Source organism: Micromonospora sp. NPDC085948 (assembly GCF_040686315.1).
Lineage (GTDB): Bacteria > Actinomycetota > Actinomycetes > Mycobacteriales > Micromonosporaceae > Micromonospora.
Window position 1 is genome coordinate 515508 of sequence record NZ_JBFBJW010000001.1, and the last position, 20132, is coordinate 535639.

The 20132-nt window shown below is 70.7% G+C and carries 19 protein-coding genes; 13 read left to right on the forward strand and 6 right to left on the reverse strand.

Annotation, left to right across the window (positions count from 1 at the left end; translation table 11 throughout):
• Positions 1-67 precede the first annotated feature (67 nt).
• The 3 genes from AB0O48_RS02475 (at position 68) to AB0O48_RS02485 (ending at position 2538) form a co-directional block, all read left to right on the forward strand.
• Positions 68-1030 (forward strand): S8 family serine peptidase, encoded by a 963-nt coding sequence (locus AB0O48_RS02475; protein WP_365062473.1) that lies wholly within the window; start codon positions 68-70, stop codon positions 1028-1030.
• 189 nt (positions 1031-1219) lie between these two features.
• Positions 1220-1888 carry a Maf family protein gene (locus tag AB0O48_RS02480; RefSeq protein WP_357241569.1) on the forward strand — a complete coding sequence of 223 codons (669 nt, stop codon included), beginning with the start codon at positions 1220-1222 and terminating at the stop codon, positions 1886-1888.
• The gene (locus tag AB0O48_RS02485; protein ID WP_357572485.1) at positions 1885-2538 is read left to right on the forward strand and encodes an O-methyltransferase; all 654 of its coding nucleotides are present in this window, start codon (positions 1885-1887) and stop codon (positions 2536-2538) included. The genes AB0O48_RS02480 and AB0O48_RS02485 overlap by 4 nt, the downstream gene beginning before the upstream one ends.
• A gap of 203 nt (positions 2539-2741) precedes the next feature.
• On the opposite strand, the gene AB0O48_RS02490 is transcribed toward AB0O48_RS02485, so the two are convergent.
• From AB0O48_RS02490 to AB0O48_RS02500, 3 genes are all read right to left on the reverse strand, one after another.
• Positions 2742-3497: an ABC transporter permease gene (locus AB0O48_RS02490; protein ID WP_357241564.1), complete on the reverse strand. Its 756-nt coding sequence runs from the start codon at positions 3495-3497 to the stop codon at positions 2742-2744.
• Between the two features lie 17 nt (positions 3498-3514).
• On the reverse strand, positions 3515-4474 hold the full coding sequence (locus AB0O48_RS02495) for an ATP-binding cassette domain-containing protein (RefSeq protein WP_357241561.1): 960 nt from the start codon (positions 4472-4474) through the stop codon (positions 3515-3517).
• Positions 4475-4599: 125 nt separating this feature from the next.
• Positions 4600-5211, reverse strand: a complete 612-nt coding sequence (locus AB0O48_RS02500) for a PadR family transcriptional regulator (RefSeq protein ID WP_357242382.1) — start codon at positions 5209-5211, stop codon at positions 4600-4602.
• A 139-nt stretch (positions 5212-5350) separates the two neighbouring features.
• Here AB0O48_RS02500 and AB0O48_RS02505 point away from each other — a divergent pair, with 139 nt between their 5' ends.
• Positions 5351-7102, forward strand: a complete 1752-nt coding sequence (locus AB0O48_RS02505) for a biotin carboxylase N-terminal domain-containing protein (protein ID WP_365062476.1) — start codon at positions 5351-5353, stop codon at positions 7100-7102.
• 41 nt (positions 7103-7143) lie between these two features.
• Here AB0O48_RS02505 and AB0O48_RS02510 read toward each other — a convergent pair whose 3' ends face one another.
• Positions 7144-8037 carry a LysR family transcriptional regulator ArgP gene (locus AB0O48_RS02510; RefSeq protein ID WP_365062478.1) on the reverse strand — a complete coding sequence of 298 codons (894 nt, stop codon included), beginning with the start codon at positions 8035-8037 and terminating at the stop codon, positions 7144-7146.
• Positions 8038-8107: 70 nt separating this feature from the next.
• On the opposite strand from AB0O48_RS02510, the gene AB0O48_RS02515 reads away from it, so the two are divergent.
• From AB0O48_RS02515 to AB0O48_RS02530, 4 genes are all read left to right on the forward strand, one after another.
• Positions 8108-8704 carry a LysE/ArgO family amino acid transporter gene (locus tag AB0O48_RS02515; protein WP_357241552.1) on the forward strand — a complete coding sequence of 199 codons (597 nt, stop codon included), beginning with the start codon at positions 8108-8110 and terminating at the stop codon, positions 8702-8704.
• A gap of 153 nt (positions 8705-8857) precedes the next feature.
• On the forward strand, positions 8858-10297 hold the full coding sequence (locus AB0O48_RS02520; RefSeq protein ID WP_357241549.1) for a GuaB1 family IMP dehydrogenase-related protein: 1440 nt from the start codon (positions 8858-8860) through the stop codon (positions 10295-10297).
• 227 nt (positions 10298-10524) lie between these two features.
• Positions 10525-11139, forward strand: a complete 615-nt coding sequence (locus tag AB0O48_RS02525; RefSeq protein WP_357241545.1) for an RNA polymerase sigma factor — start codon at positions 10525-10527, stop codon at positions 11137-11139.
• Positions 11132-12070 (forward strand): CU044_5270 family protein, encoded by a 939-nt coding sequence (locus AB0O48_RS02530; RefSeq protein ID WP_357241542.1) that lies wholly within the window; start codon positions 11132-11134, stop codon positions 12068-12070. Before AB0O48_RS02525 ends, AB0O48_RS02530 begins: the two co-directional genes overlap by 8 nt.
• 129 nt (positions 12071-12199) lie before the next feature.
• Here AB0O48_RS02530 and AB0O48_RS02535 read toward each other — a convergent pair whose 3' ends face one another.
• On the reverse strand, positions 12200-12796 hold the full coding sequence (locus AB0O48_RS02535; protein WP_365062482.1) for a TetR/AcrR family transcriptional regulator: 597 nt from the start codon (positions 12794-12796) through the stop codon (positions 12200-12202).
• Between the two features lie 84 nt (positions 12797-12880).
• On the opposite strand from AB0O48_RS02535, the gene AB0O48_RS02540 reads away from it, so the two are divergent.
• The 4 genes from AB0O48_RS02540 to AB0O48_RS02555 all read left to right on the forward strand — a co-directional run bounded on the left by AB0O48_RS02540 (position 12881) and on the right by AB0O48_RS02555 (position 17649).
• The gene (locus AB0O48_RS02540; RefSeq protein WP_365062484.1) at positions 12881-13327 is read left to right on the forward strand and encodes a DoxX family membrane protein; all 447 of its coding nucleotides are present in this window, start codon (positions 12881-12883) and stop codon (positions 13325-13327) included.
• 25 nt (positions 13328-13352) lie between these two features.
• On the forward strand, positions 13353-13835 hold the full coding sequence (locus AB0O48_RS02545) for a MarR family winged helix-turn-helix transcriptional regulator (RefSeq protein ID WP_357241533.1): 483 nt from the start codon (positions 13353-13355) through the stop codon (positions 13833-13835).
• Positions 13829-15562, forward strand: a complete 1734-nt coding sequence (locus AB0O48_RS02550; protein ID WP_365062487.1) for an ABC transporter ATP-binding protein — start codon at positions 13829-13831, stop codon at positions 15560-15562. Before AB0O48_RS02545 ends, AB0O48_RS02550 begins: the two co-directional genes overlap by 7 nt.
• A 164-nt stretch (positions 15563-15726) precedes the next feature.
• A complete protein-coding gene (locus AB0O48_RS02555) occupies positions 15727-17649 on the forward strand; it encodes an ABC transporter ATP-binding protein (protein WP_357242379.1) in 1923 nt (640 codons plus the stop codon).
• Between the two features lie 64 nt (positions 17650-17713).
• Here AB0O48_RS02555 and thrS read toward each other — a convergent pair whose 3' ends face one another.
• On the reverse strand, positions 17714-18931 hold the full coding sequence (thrS, locus tag AB0O48_RS02560; RefSeq protein WP_365062489.1) for a threonine--tRNA ligase: 1218 nt from the start codon (positions 18929-18931) through the stop codon (positions 17714-17716).
• A gap of 520 nt (positions 18932-19451) precedes the next feature.
• On the opposite strand from thrS, the gene AB0O48_RS02565 reads away from it, so the two are divergent.
• Positions 19452-20069, forward strand: a complete 618-nt coding sequence (locus AB0O48_RS02565) for a DedA family protein (RefSeq protein ID WP_357241524.1) — start codon at positions 19452-19454, stop codon at positions 20067-20069.
• The last annotated feature ends 63 nt before the right edge of the window (positions 20070-20132 follow it).

The window sequence follows — 20132 nt, forward strand, 5'->3', positions numbered from 1 at the left end:
GCAGGATCAGTGGCACCTAAGCTACCTTAACGTTGCGCAGGCGCACGAAATCAACAGAGGAAAAGGGGTGATTGTGGCCGTGCCGGATACTGGCGTGGCACCTCACCCAGATCTTCGCGTAAATCTTCTAGATGGTGCTGACCTCGCCTCCGACGGCGGGAACGGCCAGCAGGATCAGAGTAGCCACGGTACCGGAATGGCTGGAATAATCGCAGCGCACGGGCAGTCGGGTGAGATCGGCGCTCTCGGCATCGCCCCAGAGGCTAGCATCCTGCCCATTCGAAACAAGCAGGCAGACGATGATGGCGACAGCGACAAGCTTGCGGCTGCAATTGAATACGCCGTCACCCGCGGCGCCTCAGTTGTCAGCATCTCCTCTGTCGCCGGACCAAGTATCCGACTACAGCACGCAATAGGAATTGCAATACAGGCCAATATCGTCGTGGTCGCAGGGGTGGGGAACAAGCCCCGCGACGAACTCGTCAGATTTCCTGCGACCTACCCCGGAGTTATCGCGGTGGGTGGAACTGATCGAGACGGAAACCACGCCAGCTTCTCGGCAGTCGGGCCGGAGATTGATGTGGTTGCGCCTGCGGTCGATATCTACAGCACGAGCATCGATGGCAAGTACCGCAAAGGCACTGGGACCTCTGACGCCACGGCGATCGTGGCGGGGGCGGCTGCGTTGATCCGGTCCAAGTACCCGTACCTGCCCGCGCGCGAGGTGGCGCACCGGCTCACGGCGACGGCGATCGACAAGGGCGCGCCTGGGCGTGACGACGAGTACGGCTACGGCGTGATCGATCTGGTGGCGGCGCTGACGGCGGACGTACCGCCGCTGGGGTTTGAATCTGTGAACGCGTCGGCTGGCCCGACGACGGCTGCTGCCCAGCCGGGTGACGACGAGGGTGGCGCGACCGCGCGTGGCCTGGTCACGCTTGGGGTGATCTTGGCTGCGGGGGTCGGATGGGCGGCGGTGGCGCGGCGCCGCCGGCGCGGCGATGATCCGCCGCCCAGGATTAGTCGCTGATTGGGCGACAGCGCGGCGATCGACTCGGGTTCCTTGATGTTGCGGTGTCCGGGGCGGTGGGACAGCCCGGTATCAACGAGGGCGAGTCGATCACGCCCGGCGGTGCGTGGGTCGGTGCGTGCGTCCGGTCGCGTGGGTCGGTGCGTGGTGGGAGGCGTTGTGGGGGTGGTTGCCGGTAACGTCGGACGGGTGCCCGAAACTCTGCCGCTCCGCCTTGTGCTCGCCTCGGCGAGCCCTGCCCGTCGCAAGATCCTCCAGGCTGCTGGAATTGAGCCAGATGTGCTGGTCAGCGGGGTGGATGAGTCGCTGGTGGTGACCGATCGGGCTGAGGAGTTGTGCCTGGAGTTGGCGCGGCTCAAGGCGCAGGCGGTGTTGACCCGGCTGAGCCCTGGCGCCGGCCAGCGGACGCTGGTGATCGGCTGCGACTCGGTGCTCGCGTTCGACGGGAAGATCCTCGGCAAGCCTACGGACCCGGCGGACGCCACCGGGCGGTGGCTGCGGATGCGGGGGCGCAGCGGCGTCCTGCACAGTGGGCACTGCCTCATCGACGTTTCCGCCGGGCGGCGCGCGGAGGCGGTCGCCTCGACCACTGTCCACTTCGCGGACATCAGCGACGACGAGATCGCCGCGTACGTGGCGAGTGGCGAGCCGCTGGCGGTGGCCGGCGCGTTCACGATCGACGGGTTGGGCGGGCCGTTCGTGGAGCGGATCGAGGGTGACCCGGGCACTGTGGTCGGGCTGTCGATGCCGCTGCTGCGTCGACTCCTCGCGGAACTCGACCTACGGATCACCGACCTGTGGACGAAGGTCGCGCCCGGGGGCCAGTCGGTCGAGTCGGTCGGTAACGTCCGCTCATGACCACCAAGTCGATCCCGCTGACTGACGAACTGCACTCCTACCTGGTCGCCCACGGCTCCCCGCCGGACGAGATCATTCGGGACCTGGCCGAGGAGACCCGGTCGGTGCTGCCAGAACACGCCACCATGCAGGTGGCGCCCGAGCAGGCCGCCTTTCTGACGTTCCTCACCCGGCTACTCGACGTACGGCAGGCTGTCGAGATTGGCACGTTCACCGGGCTCTCGTCGCTGGCGATCGCCCGCGGGTTGCCCGAGGGTGGGCGGCTGACCTGCTTCGACATCTCCGAGGAGTTCACCGGCATCGCCCGGCGCTACTGGGCTCGGGCCGGCGTGCAGGACCGGATCGAGCTGCGCATCGGCCCGGCCGGGGAGACGTTGCGGGAGTTGCCGCACGAGCGCTACCTGGACTTCGCGTTCATCGACGCCGACAAGACGGGTTACCCGGTCTACTGGGCCGAGTTGGTGCCTCGGATGCGGCCCGGTGGGGTGATCGCGGTCGACAACGTCCTGCGTGGCGGTCGGATCGTCGCGCCGCAGGACGAGGGCGACCGGGCGATGGCCGCCTTCAACGACGAGGTGGTGGCCGACGTGCGGGTGGATCCGGTGATGCTGCCGATCGCGGACGGCCTCACCCTCGCCCGGGTGCGCTGACGGCCAACGCCCGGCCGGCTCTGATCCTCTCGAGTTCCTGGAAGTCGCGGCATCCCACCCGGTAGGACACCCCGACTTCCAGGAAACCGAGTCGATCAAGCCAACCGCCGCCGCCGAGCCGATCACGCCAAGGCCGCCGCCGGGTCGACCAGGCCAGGGCGACCTGGACTCGACCAGCCGAGGCTGGTCGAGTCCAGGTCGGGTCAGCGGACGCTGCGGGCGAACTGGCGGGCGGCCCAGTAGACGCCCAGCGCGGCGAGGACCGCCGTGATGCTCAGGCCCTGCCAGACCTTGTCGCTGCCCAGGTCACCGGCGAACAGCGCCCGGGTGCCGTCGACAGCCCAGGAGAACGGGTTCCAGTTGGCGATGCCCTGCAACCAGCCCGGTGCGAAGGTGAGCGGCAGCAGGATGCCGGAGAGCAGCAGCACCGGCTGCGCCACGGTGTTCATCAGGGGGGCCAGGGCGTCCTCGCTCTTGACCTTGAGAGCGACGCCGTAGGAGACGGCCGAGGTCATGAGGGCGATCAGGGCGAGCATCAGGTACGCCAGCAGCAGGTCCCCGATGAACACCCGCAGGTCGAACAGGAGCGCCAGCAGGGTGATGATGATCGCCTGCACGACGAGCGACACAACGTCGCGCAGCGAGCGACCGAGCAGCAGGGCGAGTCGGCTGATCGGGGTGACCCGGGAGCGTTCGATGACGCCGGCGCGCAGCTCGGCGATCAGGCCGAAGCCCTGGAACAGCCCGCCGAAGATCGCCAGCAGCACCAACAGACCGGGTACGAAGATCTTGTAGGCGGCGGCCTGGGTGGGCGCGTTCAGCGCGGGCTTGAGCAGCGGGGCGAAGAGCAGCAGGTACATGACCGGCTGGAACACGCCGACGAAGACCCAGACCGGGTTGCGCAGCAGGAGTTGAGTCTGGCGTTGGAAGATCAGCCAGGTGTCACGGGCGAATTTCATGAGTGATCTCCGGGTTGTCAGGACTCGCGCAGCGAGCGACCGGTCTTGGTGAGGAAGACGTCGTCCAGGCTGGGTCGGTGCAGCTCGATCGAGCGCAGGTCAAGCCCGGCGTGGTCGAGCCTGCGCAGCACCTGCGGGATGGCGACGGCGCCCTCGTCGACGTAGAGGCGTAGGCCGCCCTCGTCGATGGTCTCCAGCTTGTTGACGTACGGCTCGGCGTCGAGCACCTGGGCTGCCTGCGGGGTGGCGGCCAGGTCGAGACCGACAAGCACCACGTCGCCGGAGATCTCGCGCTTGAGCTCGGCCGGCGTGCCCTCGGCGACGACCTCGCCGTTGTCCATGATCGCGATCCGGTCGCAGAGGGCGTCGGCCTCGTCCAGGTAGTGCGTGGTGATGAAGACGGTCATCCCGTCCCGGCGTAGCCGCCGGATCTCGTCCCACATGTGCGCACGGCTCTGTGGGTCGAGGCCGGTGGTCGGCTCGTCCAGGAAGACGATCTTCGGCTCGTGGATGATGCCCAGCGCGATCTCGACCCGCCGACGCTGACCACCGGAGTAGGTCTTGCACTTGCGGTCCGCGTACTCGGTGAGCTGGAAGGCCTCCAGCGCGCGGACGGCGCGGCGCTGCGCGTCGGCCTTGCCGATGCCATACATGCGGGCATGCAGGACCAGCTCGTCGCGAGCGGTGGACTCGTCCCAGGTGCTGCCGCCCTGCGGGACGTAGCCGATCCGCCGACGCACCTCGGCCGGGTCCTTGCGCAGGTCGGCCCCGGCGATGGTGGCCTCGCCGCCGTCCGGCTCGATCAGCGTGGCGAGCATCCGCAGCGTGGTGGTCTTGCCGGCGCCGTTGGGGCCGAGGAAGCCGAAGATCTCGCCCTCGGCGACCTCGAGGTTGACGCCGCGCACGGCGTCCACCGTCTTCGTCTCTCGACCCGCGCGGGAGCGGAACGACTTCCGCAGCCCCCTGGTCTCGATCATTTTTGCTCCTGGTCGTTCGGGCCGGCCGCGCCGGCCGTCGGAGTGGGACGACGCCGGACGGCGCACTCCCCCGCTGTGCCACCAGCAGGCTAACGCGATATAACTCTTGTAGTCAACGTTGATTATTACGCCTGCGTCGGAGGCGTCGACTCGGGACGTCCCTTCCACCCCGACCAACCCTCGACGTCCGCCAGCTCAGCAGGCAGGTACGACACTCCGGAGTCGATCCGCTCGGCGATCCGGTCGCACCACCCCATCTCCGCCTCCGCCCGCGCCGCCCACAGCTCGAACATCCAACCCACGTGCACCGGCTTGCGGTTACGCACCCAGTCCGACTCCAGGGAGGCGCGCATCGACTCGACACCGGCGCGCAGCAGATTGGCCCGGTTGCGCAGGGCCGCCGCGGCCTCGTCGCGCGGCAGGGCGGGCAGGAAGGAGAAGGCCACCGCGAAGGGGTCGGACTGCTCGCCGAGGTTCCACCAGAGGTTGCGCAGCAGCGTCTCGAACTCGTCCTCACCCTTCGGGGTCACCTCGTAGGTGGTGCGGGCCGGACGGGATCCCACCTGCTCGGTGGCGACGGCTCGGAGCAGCCCTTCCTCGGTGAGCTTGCGCAACGCGTGGTAGATCGAACCGGGCTGCACGTTCGCCCACTTGTCGGCGCTCCAGCTCAACAGCTCGCGGCGCACGTCGTAGCCGTGCACGGGCTGCATCCACCGCACCAGACCGAGGATCATCATTCGAGTCGCAGACACCCGACAAGCGTAATAGCCAAGTTTGACTATGGTGAGTGCCGCATTCCACACTGAGCGATCGTTAGGGTGACCGGGGCGGCCGATACACTCCCCGTCAGTAACCTGCCGGGGAGGAGCCACGAAGGTGCGCAAGGTACTCATCGCCAACCGCGGCGAGATCGCCGTCCGGGTGATCCGTGCGTGCCGCGACGCCGGCTTGGGCAGCGTCGCCGTGTACGCGGACTCCGACCGCGAGGCCCTGCACACCACCCTGGCGGACGAGGCGTACGCGCTCGGCGGGGACAGCGCGACCGAGACGTACCTGCGCATCGACAAACTGCTCGACGTCGCCGCACGGGCCGGCGCGGACGCCGTACATCCGGGTTATGGCTTTCTCAGTGAGAACGCCGACTTCGCCCAGGCGGTCATCGACGCCGGGCTGACCTGGATCGGCCCCACCCCGCAGGCGATCCGCGACCTCGGTGACAAGGTGACCGCCCGGCACATCGCCCAGCGCGCCGGTGCGCCGCTGGTCCCCGGCACCCCGGACCCGGTGGCCAGCCCGGACGAGGTGATCGCGTTCGCCGCCGACCACGGCCTGCCGGTCGCCATCAAGGCCGCCTTCGGCGGTGGCGGGCGCGGCCTCAAGGTCGCCCGGACGATGGAGGAGATCCCCCAGCTCCTCGAGTCGGCCACCCGGGAGGCGGTCGCGGCGTTCGGCCGGGGCGAGTGCTTCGTCGAGCGCTACCTGGACCAGCCCCGACACGTCGAGGCGCAGGTCCTCGCCGACCAGCACGGCAACGTGATCGTGGTGGGCACCCGGGACTGCTCGCTGCAACGTCGACACCAGAAGCTCGTGGAGGAGGCCCCCGCGCCGTTCCTCACCGACGCCCAGCGGGCACAGATCCACGACAGCGCCAAGGCGATCTGCCGGGAAGCCGGCTACCACGGCGCCGGCACTGTCGAATACCTGGTCGGCCGGGACGGCACCATCTCCTTCCTGGAGGTCAACACCCGGCTCCAGGTCGAGCACCCGGTCACCGAGGAGACCGCCGGCATCGACCTGGTCCGCGAGCAGTTCCGGATCGCCGACGGCGAGAAGCTGCGTACCACCGAGGACCCGACGCCGCGCGGGCACGCCATCGAGTTCCGGATCAACGGCGAGGACCCGGGCCGCAACTTCCTGCCCGCCCCGGGCACCGTCACCGCGCTGCGCCTGCCCAGCGGCCCGGGCGTCCGGGTGGACACCGGCATCTCGGCCGGCGACGTGATCGGCGGCAACTTCGACTCGCTGCTCGCCAAGGTGATCATCGTCGGTGAGACGCGGACCGAGGCGTTGGAACGCGCCCGCCGCGCACTGGACGAGATGATCGTCGACGGGATGGCCACCGCGCTGCCGTTCCACCGGCTGGTGGTGCGGGACGAGGCGTTCACCGCGGAGCCGTTCACCGTGCACACCAGGTGGATCGAGACGGAGTTCCACAACACCGTGCCGCCGTTCACCGCCGCCGCCGGCGCCGCCGAGGCGCCGGCCGAACGCGACACCGTCGTGGTCGAGGTGGGCGGCAAGCGCATCGAGGTCAGCCTCCCCGCCGGCTTCGGCGGGAGTACGACCACCGCGGCACCCGCCTCCCGCAAGCCGACCCGGCGCGGCGGCGGTGCCAAGGCCGGTGCCCCGGTCAGCGGCGACGCGCTCACCTCACCGATGCAGGGCACCATCGTCAAGATCGCGGTGGCCGACGGCGACACCGTGGCCGAGGGCGACCTGGTGGTGGTGCTGGAGGCGATGAAGATGGAGCAGCCGCTGCACGCGCACAAGGCGGGTACGGTCAGCGGCCTCAGCGCCGAGGTCGGCGCCGTGATCACCGCCGGTGCCCCCATCTGCACCATCGCCTGAGCGCCCGACTCCGCACCATCGCCGGAGCGCCCGGCGGGCGGTCAGCGCAGGGCTTCGGCGGCGACCGCTCGGACGGCGGCGGTCAGGGAGTTCAGCACGTCAGACTCCAGCCGCCAATGTTGCCAGTACAGCGGAACGTCGAGGTGTCGGCCCGGCGCGAGGTCGACGCAACGACCGGCGGTCAGGTCGGCCTGGGCGATCTGTTCCGGCACCAGACTCCAGCCCAACCCGAGCCGGATCGTCTCGCTGAACGCCGGCACCGACGGTACGTAGTGCACGGGCGGGTCGAGCGGTCGACCGACCACCGCCCGGATGAACCGGTGCTGCACCCGATCCTTCCGGTCGAAGACCACCAGCGGGGTGCTCGCCAGCGCGGCTGCGGTGAATCCTCCGGCGAAGTGGGAGGCCGCGAATTCCGGGGTGGCCAACGCGCGGTAGCGCATGGCCCCGAGCCGCAGCACCCGGCAGCCCTGCACGGCCTCCCGTTGGGCGGTGACCGCCGCCATCACCGAACCGTCACGGAGCAGCTCGGCGGTGTGGTCCTGATCGTCCTGCCGCAGGTCGAACGAGAGCCCGGCCCGCTGCGGCAACTGGGCCAGCGCGGCGGGAAACCAGGTGGCCAGCGAGTCCGCGTTGACCACCACGGCGACCCGGATCCGGCCACCGCCAGCCAGGGGGCCGCGGGCCTCGGTCAGCGCCTCCCGTTCGAGCAGCGCGAGCTGGCCGGCCAGGCGCAGCAGCGGGCGGCCGGCGTCGGTTGCCACGCACGGACGGGCGCGGCGGACCAGCACCTGGCCGACGGTCTCCTCCAGCGCCTTGATCCGTTGGCTCACCGCCGACGGCGTGACGTGCAGCAGCCGGGCCGCCGCGTCGAAGCTGCCCTCTGCCACCACCGCCGCGAGTGTCCGCAGCTGCGCCGAGTCGAGACCATCCATTAGCTGAGCTTAAGTTGCGTCAAAATCTTTAGTTGGACTGGTGGACACCCGCGGTCCTAGCGTCGACATCGTGCTCACCTCCGCCGTCGCCGGCTTCTCGATCTCCATCGCGCTCATCGTCGCCATCGGCGCCCAGAACGCCTTCGTCCTGCGCCAGGGCCTGCGACGCGAGCACGTCGTACCCGTGGTGCTGACCTGCGCCGCGTCGGACGCACTGCTGATCGTGGCCGGAGTGGCCGGGGTCGGTTCGCTGGTGACCGGCCGACCGGGCCTGCTGATGGCGATCCGCTGGGGCGGTGCGGCCTTCCTGCTCTGCTACGCGGGGCTCGCCGCCCGCCGCGCCCTGCGTCAGGGCGCCCTGCTGCCCACCGAGCGGCCGCCGGCCACGTTGGGGGCGACCCTGCTCGCCTGCGCCGCCTTCACCTACCTGAACCCGCACGTCTACCTGGACACCGTGCTGCTCCTGGGCAGCGTGGCCCAACAACACCCGCACCGGTGGGTCTTCGGCGCCGGCGCCGCCCTGGCCAGTGTGGTCTGGTTCACCGCCCTCGGCGTCGGTGCGCAGCGTCTCGCGCCGCTGCTCGCCCGCCCCGCCGCCTGGCGGGTGCTGGACGCGCTCATCGCCGTCGTGATGGCCGGGCTCGCCGTGGCACTCCTGCTGGGCTGACCGGTTCGTACCCGGCCGGACTCGCCGTGGCACTTCCGCCCGCCCCCATCCGGCGAGCACCGACAAGGCCACCGGGACCAGGACCAACGACGATGCGAGTGTTTTCCGCGACCACCGGCGGTGGAATGGACCTCGAGCGGGAATGATTGCCGGGTGCGGTTCCTTCACGGCGCGGCTCCCGCGCACGACCTGACCTATACCGACGTCTTCATGGCGCCGGCCCGCTCCGACCTGGGTTCCCGGCTCGACGTCGACCTGTCCACCGGTGACGGCACCGGCACCACCATCCCGCTCGTGGTGTCGAACATGACCGCGGTCGCCGGCCGGCGGATGGCCGAGACGGTGGCCCGCCGGGGCGCGATCGCGGTGATTCCGCAGGACATCCCGATCGAGGTGGTGGCGAATGTCGTCGCCTGGGTCAAGCAGCGGCACCTGGTCTACGACACGCCCATCACCCTGGGTCCGACGGAGACCGTGGGTGACGCCATCCATCTGCTGCCCAAGCGCTCGCACGCCGCGGTGATCGTCGTCGACGACGCCGGCCGACCGCTGGGTGTGGTCACCGAGGCGGACACCACGGGAGTGGATCGGTTCGCCCAGCTCCGCCACGTGATGTCCACGGAGCTGCACACCGTCCCGGCGGACGCCGACCCGCGTACCGGTTTCGAGCTGCTCTCCGCGGGCCGTCGCCGGCTCGCCCCGGTGGTGGACGCCGACGGTCGGCTGGTCGGGGTGCTGACCCGCCAGGGCGCGCTGCGCGCCACCCTCTACACGCCGGCCGTGGACGACCGGGGCCGGCTGCGCATCGCGGCGGCCGTCGGGATCAACGGCGACGTGACAGGTAAGGCCGCCGCGCTGCTGGAGGCGGGGGTGGACACGCTGGTCGTGGACACCGCGCACGGCCACCAGTCGCGGATGATCGCGGCGCTCCAGGCGGTCCGCAAGCTGGACCCGGGGGTGCCGGTCGCGGCCGGCAACGTGGTCACCGCCGAGGGGGTACGCGACCTCGTCGAGGCGGGGGCGGACATCATCAAGGTCGGCGTCGGGCCGGGCGCGATGTGCACCACCCGGATGATGACCGGCGTGGGTCGGCCGCAGTTCTCCGCCGTGCTCGACTGCGCGACCGCGGCCCGGCAACTGGGCCGGCACGTCTGGGCCGACGGCGGCGTACGGCACCCCCGCGACGTGGCGCTCGCGCTGGCCGCCGGCGCGTCGAACGTGATGATCGGCTCGTGGTTCGCCGGCACCTACGAGTCCCCCGGCGACCTCTACACCGAGCCGGACGGTCGGCGGTACAAGGAAAGCTTCGGGATGGCGTCGGCTCGGGCGGTCAGTGCCCGTACCGCCGACGACAGTCCCTACGACCGAGCTCGTAAGGCGGTGTTCGAGGAGGGCATCTCCTCGGCGCGGATGTACCTGGACCCGGTCCGACCCGGCGTCGAGGACCTGATCGACGAGATCATCGCCGGGGTACGCAGCGCCTTCACCTATGCCGGCGCGCGAAACCTGACGCAGTTCCACGAACGGGCGGTCGTCGGCGTCCAGAGCGCCGCCGGCTTCACCGAAGGAATGCCCCTGCCCACGAGCTGGTGACCCCGGCCCCGCCCGCGTCACCATGGAGTTGCGCCGCCTTGTTCGACGGGCGGCAATGGGCGAAACCACCACCATTCCAATGAACGACGCCCGGGCGGGCGTGCCGAGAGCTGCGCGGCGAGCGGGATCGGCCTGCGCCGTGCCGGCGCTGCTCGCGCCGCCCATGAACCGTTTGGCCGCCGGACGCGGATAACAGGTGACCCATCCCGCTCCGCGAAAGGCTTTATATGAAGCACCTGCGGCGAGCAAAAGATGTCGATGTCGGTGCGATGGCGGACGGAGCGATTATCGCCCGGTCCGTGCAGGAACCAGAGATCTTCTCGGTCATCTTCGACCGACACGCGCCGCACATCCATCGTTACCTGGCCCGTCGTCTCGGCGTGCCGGCGGCGGACGACCTGGTTGCCGAGACGTTTCTGGCGGGATTTCGTCGTCGGGATCGATTCGACGTCACCCACTCGAACGCCCGGCCATGGCTGTATGGGATCGCAGCCAACATCGTCAGCCAACACTGGCGCAATGAGGAACGGGAGTACCGGCTACGGCAGGCGTACGTCCCCCCGACGAGCGAGACGGAGCACGCCGACCGGGTCGCCAATGTGGTGACCGCGCAATCGCTACGTCGACTCCTTCTGGATGCGTTGGCCGTGCTCTCCGACGGAGACCGCGACGTGTTGTTGCTGGTCGCGTGGGAGGACCTGACCTACGACGAGGTTGCCGCCGCTCTGACGATTCCGGTCGGCACCGTGCGATCACGACTCAACCGAGCCCGCCGGCTGCTCCGTGAGCGGTTGGGCGGCGAACCGGCCGGCACTATCAAGGAGGCACTGAGCAATGGATGAGATGCGGCTGCTCCAGCAACTCGGTGGCGAGACCGGGCTGCCGACCATCGAGCGGTTGGAGCCGGCCCGTGCCCGGCTGACGACCGAGATGACCGCCCTGGCCTCCGTACCCGTGACGACGATCGTACTTCCGGCGCCTCCTCGCTCGCGGCAGCCCGTTTGGCGGCTCGTGCTCAGCGGGGTGGCGGCGGCCAGCGTGGCTGCGTCGCTGGCTGCCGTACTGGTTCTTGCCCCGGACCGGCTCGGTGGCAGCACGCCGGCCGCCCGGGCCGATGCGGCCCAGGTTCTCCGGAACGCGGCGGCCGCTGCGCTGGAGCTGCCCGACGTCAATCCCCGGCCACATCAGTTTGTCTACTCACGCAGCCAGGAGGGGCCGGAGATCCGGGAGAGTTGGCAGTCGGTGGACGGAGTCCGGGACGGTCTGATCATCGAGACCGCTACCGATGGCCGCACGGAGACCATCCTGCCCGGTTGCCGGAACGGAAGGTCCGCGGTGACCAGGGGCGGCCAGGTGGTGCCGGGCGAGACCGAGCAGTGCACTCCAACGCCCGCCTACCGTGCCGACATGCCCACCGACGCCGCCGCCATGCGGGCCTTCCTGACGAAGAATCGCAGCGGTGAACCGGGTGACGCCAATGCTGCCGGCAAGGACCTCCTCTACTACCTCAGCGAGGGCTACCTACGCCCTCGATCACGTGCGGCGCTCTACGAGGCGGCGGCGGCGACGCCGGGCCTGCGGGCTGTGGAGCACGCCAAGGACGGCGCGGGCCGATCGGGTATCGGGATCACCTGGTCGTCGACGGGCGGCCCGGGACAGATCGTGCTGGTCTTCCATCCCGAGACCTACGCCTTCCTCGGGGTGGGTGGGTCGGCGGGATCGTCAGCCACGCTGGCTCTTGCCGTCGTCGACCGAGTCGGTCAAACACTCTGATCTTGCCCGGACGGGCGGGCGCCTCGGCGCGCCCGCCCGGTGGCTGTCGGAGCCGGTGCCGAGAGCAGAGCGGCGGTCGTTGCTCGGGGCGAGCGAGGGAATCATGCGCGATGACCCCTCGGTGGATGATCATTTTCCGGCAATCGGCTGGTCCGGCTGGAACGGTTCGCGCGCTAGGCGGCTCAGGACTTCGCGGGCCGCGTCCCGGGGGTTGTCGCCCACCCGGGGCGGGAGCGCCCCGGCCAGCCAGAGGGTCGCGAAGCCGTGCGCGATCGACCAGGCGGCGAGCGCGTCCCGATCGGTGTCGGCGGGCGTGCCGTTGGTGGGCAACGAGGCCACCCCCGCCCGCAGAGCGGCCCTGGCCCGGCCCCGCGCGGCGACCAGTTCGGGGTCGTCGGCCCGATACAGCTCCGGCCGGAACATCAGCTCGAAGTGCGCGCGGTGTCGGACGGCGAAGTCGACGTACGCGACTCCGGCCGCCAACAGGTCGTCCCCCGCCGCCGTCAACTCCTGGGCCAGCAGGTCGAAGCCCTGGGTGGCGAGCGCGGTGCGCAGGCCGGCCTTGTCGCCGAAGTGGTGCGCGGGTGCGGCGTGCGAGACGCCAGCCCGACGGGCCAGGTCACGCAGGCTCAGCGCGGCCTGCCCGTCCTCCTCGATCGCGTCGAGCGCGGCCGCGAGCAGCGCGCGACGGAGGTCGCCGTGGTGGTAGCCGCGCGTCTCAGTCATGACCGAATCCTAACTTGTCGTTGACAAGATGCTACCTCGTCACGCAATCTTGCCAGCGACAAGATTGTGCGAAGGAGGATTCCGATGGCACCCCTGATCGCTCTGCTCGCCGGCAGCGCGCTGGCCCGACTGGCCGGCCTGGCTGGCATCTCCGCGCTGGACGGCTGGCACCCCGCACTGCGGGTCGGGTTGGCCCTGCTGTTCGTGCTGACCGGCGTCGCGCACTTCGTCGGTCAGCGCCGCGCCGACCTGATCGCGATGGTCCCGCCCCGACTACCCCACCCGGCTCTGCTGGTGACCCTCACCGGCGTCCTCGAACTGGCCGGCGCCGTCGGGCTACTGATCCCGGCGACCGCCCGCCCGGCCGCGGCCGGGCTCGCCCTGCTCATGCTCGCGATGTTCCCCGCCAACGTCTCGGCTGCCCGCCGGAGGTTGACCCTCGCCGGGCGTCCGGTGACCCCGCTCCCACAGCGCACGGTCCTGCAGATCGTGTTCGTGGCCACTGCCGCGGTAATTTCGTTTGGCCCCTGACTATCAGGGAGCTAAGGTGCCTCCTGTGGACATCGTGACCCTCCAGGACGTGCCGCTCGGCCGGCTGCTGCTGGTGGCCGGGCACCTCGTCGAGCAGCGCTGGAACCGCTACCTCGCCGAGGAGCACGGTCTCACCCACGCCGGCATGGTGACCCTGATGACGCTCGCCCGCCACGGCGAGCTACCCCACCGGGAGGTCGCCGAGATGGGCTTCGTCCGCCCTGCGACCCTGACCGGCATCGTGGACACGCTGGCCCGGGACGGGCTGGTCGAGCGGCAGCGCGACGACAGCGATCGTCGCAGCATCCGACTCGCGATCACCCCTGCCGGTCGGGAGCGGGTGGCGGCACTCACGGCCATGATCCACTCCGGACGCCCCATCACCTCGGTCGACGCCGACCCGGCAAAGGCCCAGGTGATCCGGGAGTTCCTGCTAGAGGTCATCGGCAGCGGGGACGACCCGCGGATGACCGGCCGCCCTACCGATCCGAAGGACCCGGCGTGCTGATCCGACTGTTGCGCAACCAACTGCGCACCTACCAACGACAGTTGCTGGCGGTGGTGCTGCTCCAGTTCGTGGGCACCATGGCCTCGCTCTACCTGCCCAGCCTCAACGCCGACATCATCGACAAGGGCGTGGCGCGGGGCGACACCGACTACATCGTGCACACCGGCGGGTGGATGCTGCTGGTCAGCCTGATCCAGATCGCCTGTTCGATCGCCGCGGTCTACCTGGGCGCACGGATCGCGATGGGCTTCGGCCGGGACGTACGGGCCACGCTGTTCGGGCACGTCAACCGCTTCTCCGCCCGGGAGGTGGCCCGGTTCGGGGCACCCTCGCTGATCACCCGCAACACCAACGACGTCCAACAGGTGCAGATGCTCGTCCTGATGAGCTGCACCATGCTGGTCGCCGCGCCGATCATGAGCGTCGGCGGCGTGGTGATGGCGCTGCGCGAGGACGTCGGGCTCTCCTGGCTGATGCTGGTGAGCGTGCCGGTCCTGGCCGTCACGCTCGGCGCGATCATCCGTCGGATGGTGCCGGGCTTCCGGCTGATGCAGACCCGCATCGACACGGTCAACCGGGTGCTGCGCGAGCAGATCACCGGCATCCGGGTCGTCCGCGCGTTCGTCCGCGAGCCGTACGAGACGAACCGTTTCGGCGTCGCCAACGCCGACCTGACCGCCACCGCGCTGCGGACCGGCCGGCTGATGGCGCTGATCTTCCCGGTGGTCATGCTGGTGCTGAACGTCTCCAGCGTGGCGGTGCTGTGGTTCGGCGCGCAGCGGGTGGACGCCAACGCGATCCAGGTCGGCGCGCTCACCGCGTTCCTGCAATACCTGATGCAGATCCTGATGGCCGTGATGATGGCCACCTTCATGCTGATGATGGTGCCCCGGGCCGCGGTCTGCGCCGAGCGGATCGTCGAGGTTCTGGACACCGACTCCTCGGTGGTCCCCGCCGCCGAGCCGGTCAGCGAGTTGGCGACCCGGGCCGAGTTGGAGCTGCGCGGGGTGCGCTTCCAGTACCCCGGCGCGGTCGAGCCGGTGCTGCGGGACATCTCCTTCCGGGCCACCCCGGGCACCACCACGGCGATCATCGGCAGCACCGGCGCGGGCAAGACGACCCTGCTGTCGCTGATCCCCCGCCTGGTCGACGTCACCGCCGGTGCGGTGCTCGTCGACGGGGTGGACGTGCGTGAGCTGGCGCCGGACGAGCTGTGGCGGCGGATCGGTCTGGTGCCGCAGCGGCCGTACCTGTTCACCGGGACGGTCGCCAGCAACCTGCGCTACGGCAACCCGGACGCCACCGACGAGGAGTTGTGGGCGGCACTGGAGATCGCCCAGGCCCGGGACTTCGTGGCCCAGATGCCCGGCGGCCTGGAGGCACCGATCGCCCAGGGCGGCACCACCGTCTCCGGTGGGCAGCGGCAACGCCTGGCCATCGCGCGGGCGCTGGTCCGACAGCCGGAGATCTTCCTGTTCGACGACTCGTTCTCGGCGCTCGACCTGGGCACCGACGCGCGGCTCAGAGCCGCCCTGCGGCCGATCACCGCGCAGTCCGCCGTGGTGATCGTGGCCCAGCGGGTCTCCACGATCATCGACGCCGACCAGATCATCGTTCTCGAGAACGGAGGGGTCGTCGGAGTGGGACGACACGCGGAACTGCTGGAGACCTGCCCGACGTACGCCGAGATCGTGGCGTCCCAGCAGACGACGGAGGTGGCGGCGTGAGCGAGCGCGACGAGCCGCGCACCGCGGCCGTACCCAGTCAGAAGCCGGCCGGCGACGAACGGACACCGGGAGGGGACGCGTCGGCGCCCGCCGGCGGCGCGGCGACGCCGAAGCGGCTGCCGCCCGGCCGTCCGGGCGGCGGTCCGCCGTGGATGAGTGCCGGGATGCCCGCCGAGAAGTCGATGAACTTCGGGCCGTCCGCCCGCCGGCTGCTCGGCCGGTTGCGCTCGCACCGGCTGCACCTGGCCGCGATCATCACGTTGGCCCTGGTGAGCGTGGGGTTCAGCGTGGCCGGCCCGAAGATCCTCGGCCACGCCACCGACCTGATCTTCACCGGGGTGATCGGCCGGGACCTGCCCGCCGGCACCACCGCCGAGCAGGCCGTCGCCGCGGCGCGGGCCAACGGCAACAACAGCTTCGCCGACATGCTGGCCCGGATGGACGTGGTGCCCGGAATGGGCATCGACTTCGCCGCCCTGAAGCGGGTGCTGCTGCTGGCCCTCGGGCTCTACCTGGCCGCGAGCGTGCTGTCCTGGTGGCAGGGTTGGCTGCTCAACGGGGTGGTCCAGCGCACCGTGCTGCGGCTGCGCGCCGAGGTGGAGGAGAAGCTCAACCGGCTGCCGCTGCCGTACTTCGACAGGCAGCCCCGCGGCGAACTGCTCAGCCGGGTCACCAACGACATCGACAACATCTCGACGAGCCTCCAGCAGACGCTGAGCCAGCTGCTCACCTCGCTGCTGACCGTCGTCGGCGTGCTGGCCGTGATGTTCTGGATCTCACCGCTGCTGGCCCTGGTGGCCCTGGTCGCGGTGCCCCTGTCGGTGCTCGTCACCCAGCGCATCGCCAAGCGTTCACAGAAGCAGTTCATCGCCCAGTGGACGCACACCGGCGAGTTGAACGGCCAGATCGAGGAGGCGTACACCGGTCATGAGCTGGTGAAGGTCTTCGGCCGGCAGCGTGAGGTGGAGGCCGCGTTCCACGCGAAGAACGAGGAGCTGTTCCGGGCGAGCTTCGGGGCGCAGTTCGTCTCCGGGATCATCATGCCGTCGATGATGTTCATCGGAAACCTGAGCTACGTGGCGATTGCCGTGGTCGGTGGGCTGCGGGTCGCCTCCGGCACGATGAGTCTGGGCGACGTGCAGGCGTTCATCCAGTACTCCCGGCAGTTCACCCAGCCGCTCACCCAGCTCGCCTCGATGGCCAACCTGCTCCAGTCCGGGGTGGCGTCGGCCGAGCGGGTCTTCGCGGTGCTCGACGCGGACGAGCAGACCCCCGACCCGGTCGAGCCGGCCCGGGTCGCCGACCCGCACGGGCGGGTCGAGTTCGAGCACGTCTCGTTCCGCTACGAGCCGGACAAGCCACTGATCGACGACCTGTCGCTGGTCGCCGAGCCGGGGCACACGGTGGCGATCGTCGGCCCGACCGGCGCCGGCAAGACCACGCTCGTCAACCTGGTCATGCGCTTCTACGAGCTGGACGCCGGCCGGATCACCCTCGACGGGGTGGACATCACCACGATGCGCCGCGACGACCTGCGCGGCCGGATCGGCATGGTGCTCCAGGACACCTGGCTGTTCGGCGGCACCATCCGGGACAACATCGCCTACGGACGGCCGGACGCCACCGAGGAGGAGATCCTCGCCGCCGCTCGGGCCACGTTCGTGGACCGGTTCGTCCGCAGCCTGCCGGACGGCTACGACACGGTCATCGACGAGGAGGGCAGCAACGTCAGTGCCGGCGAGAAGCAGCTCATCACCATCGCCCGCGCGTTCCTCGCCGAGCCGTCGCTGCTGATCCTGGACGAGGCCACCAGCTCGGTGGACACCCGTACCGAGGTGCTGCTGCAACGGGCGATGGCCGCGCTGCGTTCGGACCGGACCAGCTTCGTCATCGCGCACCGCCTCTCCACCATCCGCGACGCCGACCTGATCCTGATGATGGAGGACGGCCGGATCGTCGAGCAGGGCACCCACGAGCAACTGCTCGCCGCCCACGGCGCGTACCACCGGCTCTACCGCTCCCAGTTCACCGGTGCCGTGGCCGACGAGGAACCGGCCGAGCCCGCCGCCCAGCCGGCGTCGGTCTGAGGGGCGGGTCGCCGCCGTGCGCGCCACGCGACCGACGGCGACCCACCCCGGCTCGGCGGGTGGGTCAGCCCCCCGGGAGCAGCTCGGCGGCGCGCGCGGCGACCTGCCCGCCGATGAGGGCCAACGCCGCGTCGGCGGGCATCGGGTCCAGGGCCCGGCCACCGCGCAGGCGCAGCGCGAGGCGTCCGTCGGCCGCCTCCCGGGCACCCAACACCCCGAGGTACGGGACGCGGCGGCGGGCCGCGTCCCGGATCCGGGCACCCAGCGAGCCGGCGCCGTCCACCTCGACCCGCAGGCCGGCGTCGACGGCCCGGCGGGCCAGGTCGGCCGCCGCGTCGGCCTGGCCGTCGCCGACCGGCAGCAACACCAGTTGCACCGGGGCGTACCAGGCCGGGAAGGCGCCCTCGTGCACCTCGATCAGGTACGCGAAGAGCCGCTCCATGCTGCCGACCAGGCTGCGGTGCACCATGACCGGGCGACGCCGGCTGCCGTCCGAGTCGGTGTACGACAGGTCGAACCGCTCGGGTTTGTCGAAGTCCAGCTGGATGGTGGAGATGGTCGACTCCCGGCCGGCCGCGTCGACGATCTGAATGTCGATCTTCGGGCCGTAGAAGGCAGCCTCGCCGGGCGCCTCGACGTACTCCACGCCGGCCAGCGCGCCCCGGAGCAACTCCTCCGCGTGGGCCCACTGCGCGTCGTCGCCGACGTACTTCTCCCCCGGCCCGCGCAACGAGAGCCGGAAGCCGGCCGGGCGGACGCCGAGCGCGGCGTGCGCGGCACGGATCAGTCGGAGGATCTCGACGACCTCCCCGCCCACCTGCTCGGGGGCGCAGAAGGTGTGCGCGTCGTTGAGCGAGATGGCCCGTACCCGGGCCAGCCCGCCGAGCACCCCGGAACGCTCCGAGCGGTACATCCCGCCCAGCTCCGCGATCCGCAGCGGCAGCTCCCGGTAGGAACGGCCCCGCGCCCGGAAGACCAGCGCGTGGTGTGGGCAGAGCGCCGGGCGGAGCACGAACTCGTCGTCGGCGCTGAGCCGCATCGGCGGGAACATGTCGTCGGCGAAGTAGCCGAGATGGCCGGAGAGTTCGAAGAGTTCGCGCTTGCCCAGCGGCGGCGAGTAGACGTGCTGGTGGCTGGAGCGGCGCTCCAACTCCCGGACGTACTCCTCGACGGCGTGCCGGGCGGCGGCGCCGGCCGGCAGCCAGATCGGCAGGCCGGCGCCGGCCAGCGGATCGGAGACGAAGAGGTCCAGCTCACGGCCGAGCCTACGGTGGTCGATCATGTCGGGCTCCTGGATCGGGTACGACCCGGAGGCGACCTGGGCTCCGAACGGCGCGCGGCCCTCGGGGGCGGATCGCCCCGGGGCCTGGTCGACTGTGGTTACGTCAGAGCGGCGCGCCGGGGATTCCCGGCGTCGTGGTCACCACAACCGCGCTGCGCATACGGCGACCGTACTCGCGGGGCAACCGGGGACGCACCCGGATTTGCGGCGGCGAGCAGAGAGGTGGGCCGCCGGCGCGGGACCCGCCGGCGGCCCTGGCGGCCCGAATCGTCAGGAACGGGGGACCCGACGGGCGTGGGCCGCGCCCGTCAACGGTACGCCGACGTGCGCCGTTCTGCCGCCCGGTACCGGACGGGTGGGACGGGCGTCGCACCCGTCACCCGAGATCGGTTGACCTCGTTGTACCTGGGTGGCCCCCGTCGTGTCGACCGTCACGACGGACCGGGCCTGTCCTCCGTGACGCCGGACACGCCGTCAGGCTCAAGACACCCAATCGGCCGCATCCGGCGAGGTGGCAGGCGTGCCCGAACTACTGACTGACGTCGCATCGCCGACGTGGGCGTACCTGGTGCTGCTCGCCCTCCTGATCGCGGACGCCTTCGTCCCGGTGATCCCCACCCAGATCGTCATGATCACCAGTGGTGCGCTCACCGTCTACGGCGGGCTCAACCTGCCGGTCACCATCGCCGTCGGCGCACTCGGTGTCTTCGCCGGCGACCTGGCCTGCTACCTGCTCGGACGCAACGCACCGGACCGGCGGGCACCCCGGCACGCCGAGCTGAGCCGGGCCCGTCGGATGGCCAGTCGGGTCACCAGGGGGCTCCGCCAACCCGGGCCGATGGTCATCCTGCTCTGCCGGTTCGTGCCCGGCGGCCGGATGGCGGCCTGCTTCTCGGCCGGTCGCAGCCGTTACCCGTATCGGCTGTTCGTGCTCTACGAGGCCGTCGCCGCGCTGGGCTGGGCCACCTACGGCGCGCTGGTCGGGCACCTCGGCGGCACCGCGCTCACCGAGTCGGCGTGGCGCCTGGCCATCATCGCCACCGCCGCCGCGGTCGGCTTCGCCGCAGCGGGATGGGCGATGACGCTGGTCAGCGCCCGCCACGCCCGCGCCGCCGCAGTCGACGTCCCCATCGACTAAGTGTCGCCCCGCCCCCGCCTGCCCCGCGATCTTGCACTTGGTGTCCCCGCATTTGGGGCGTGT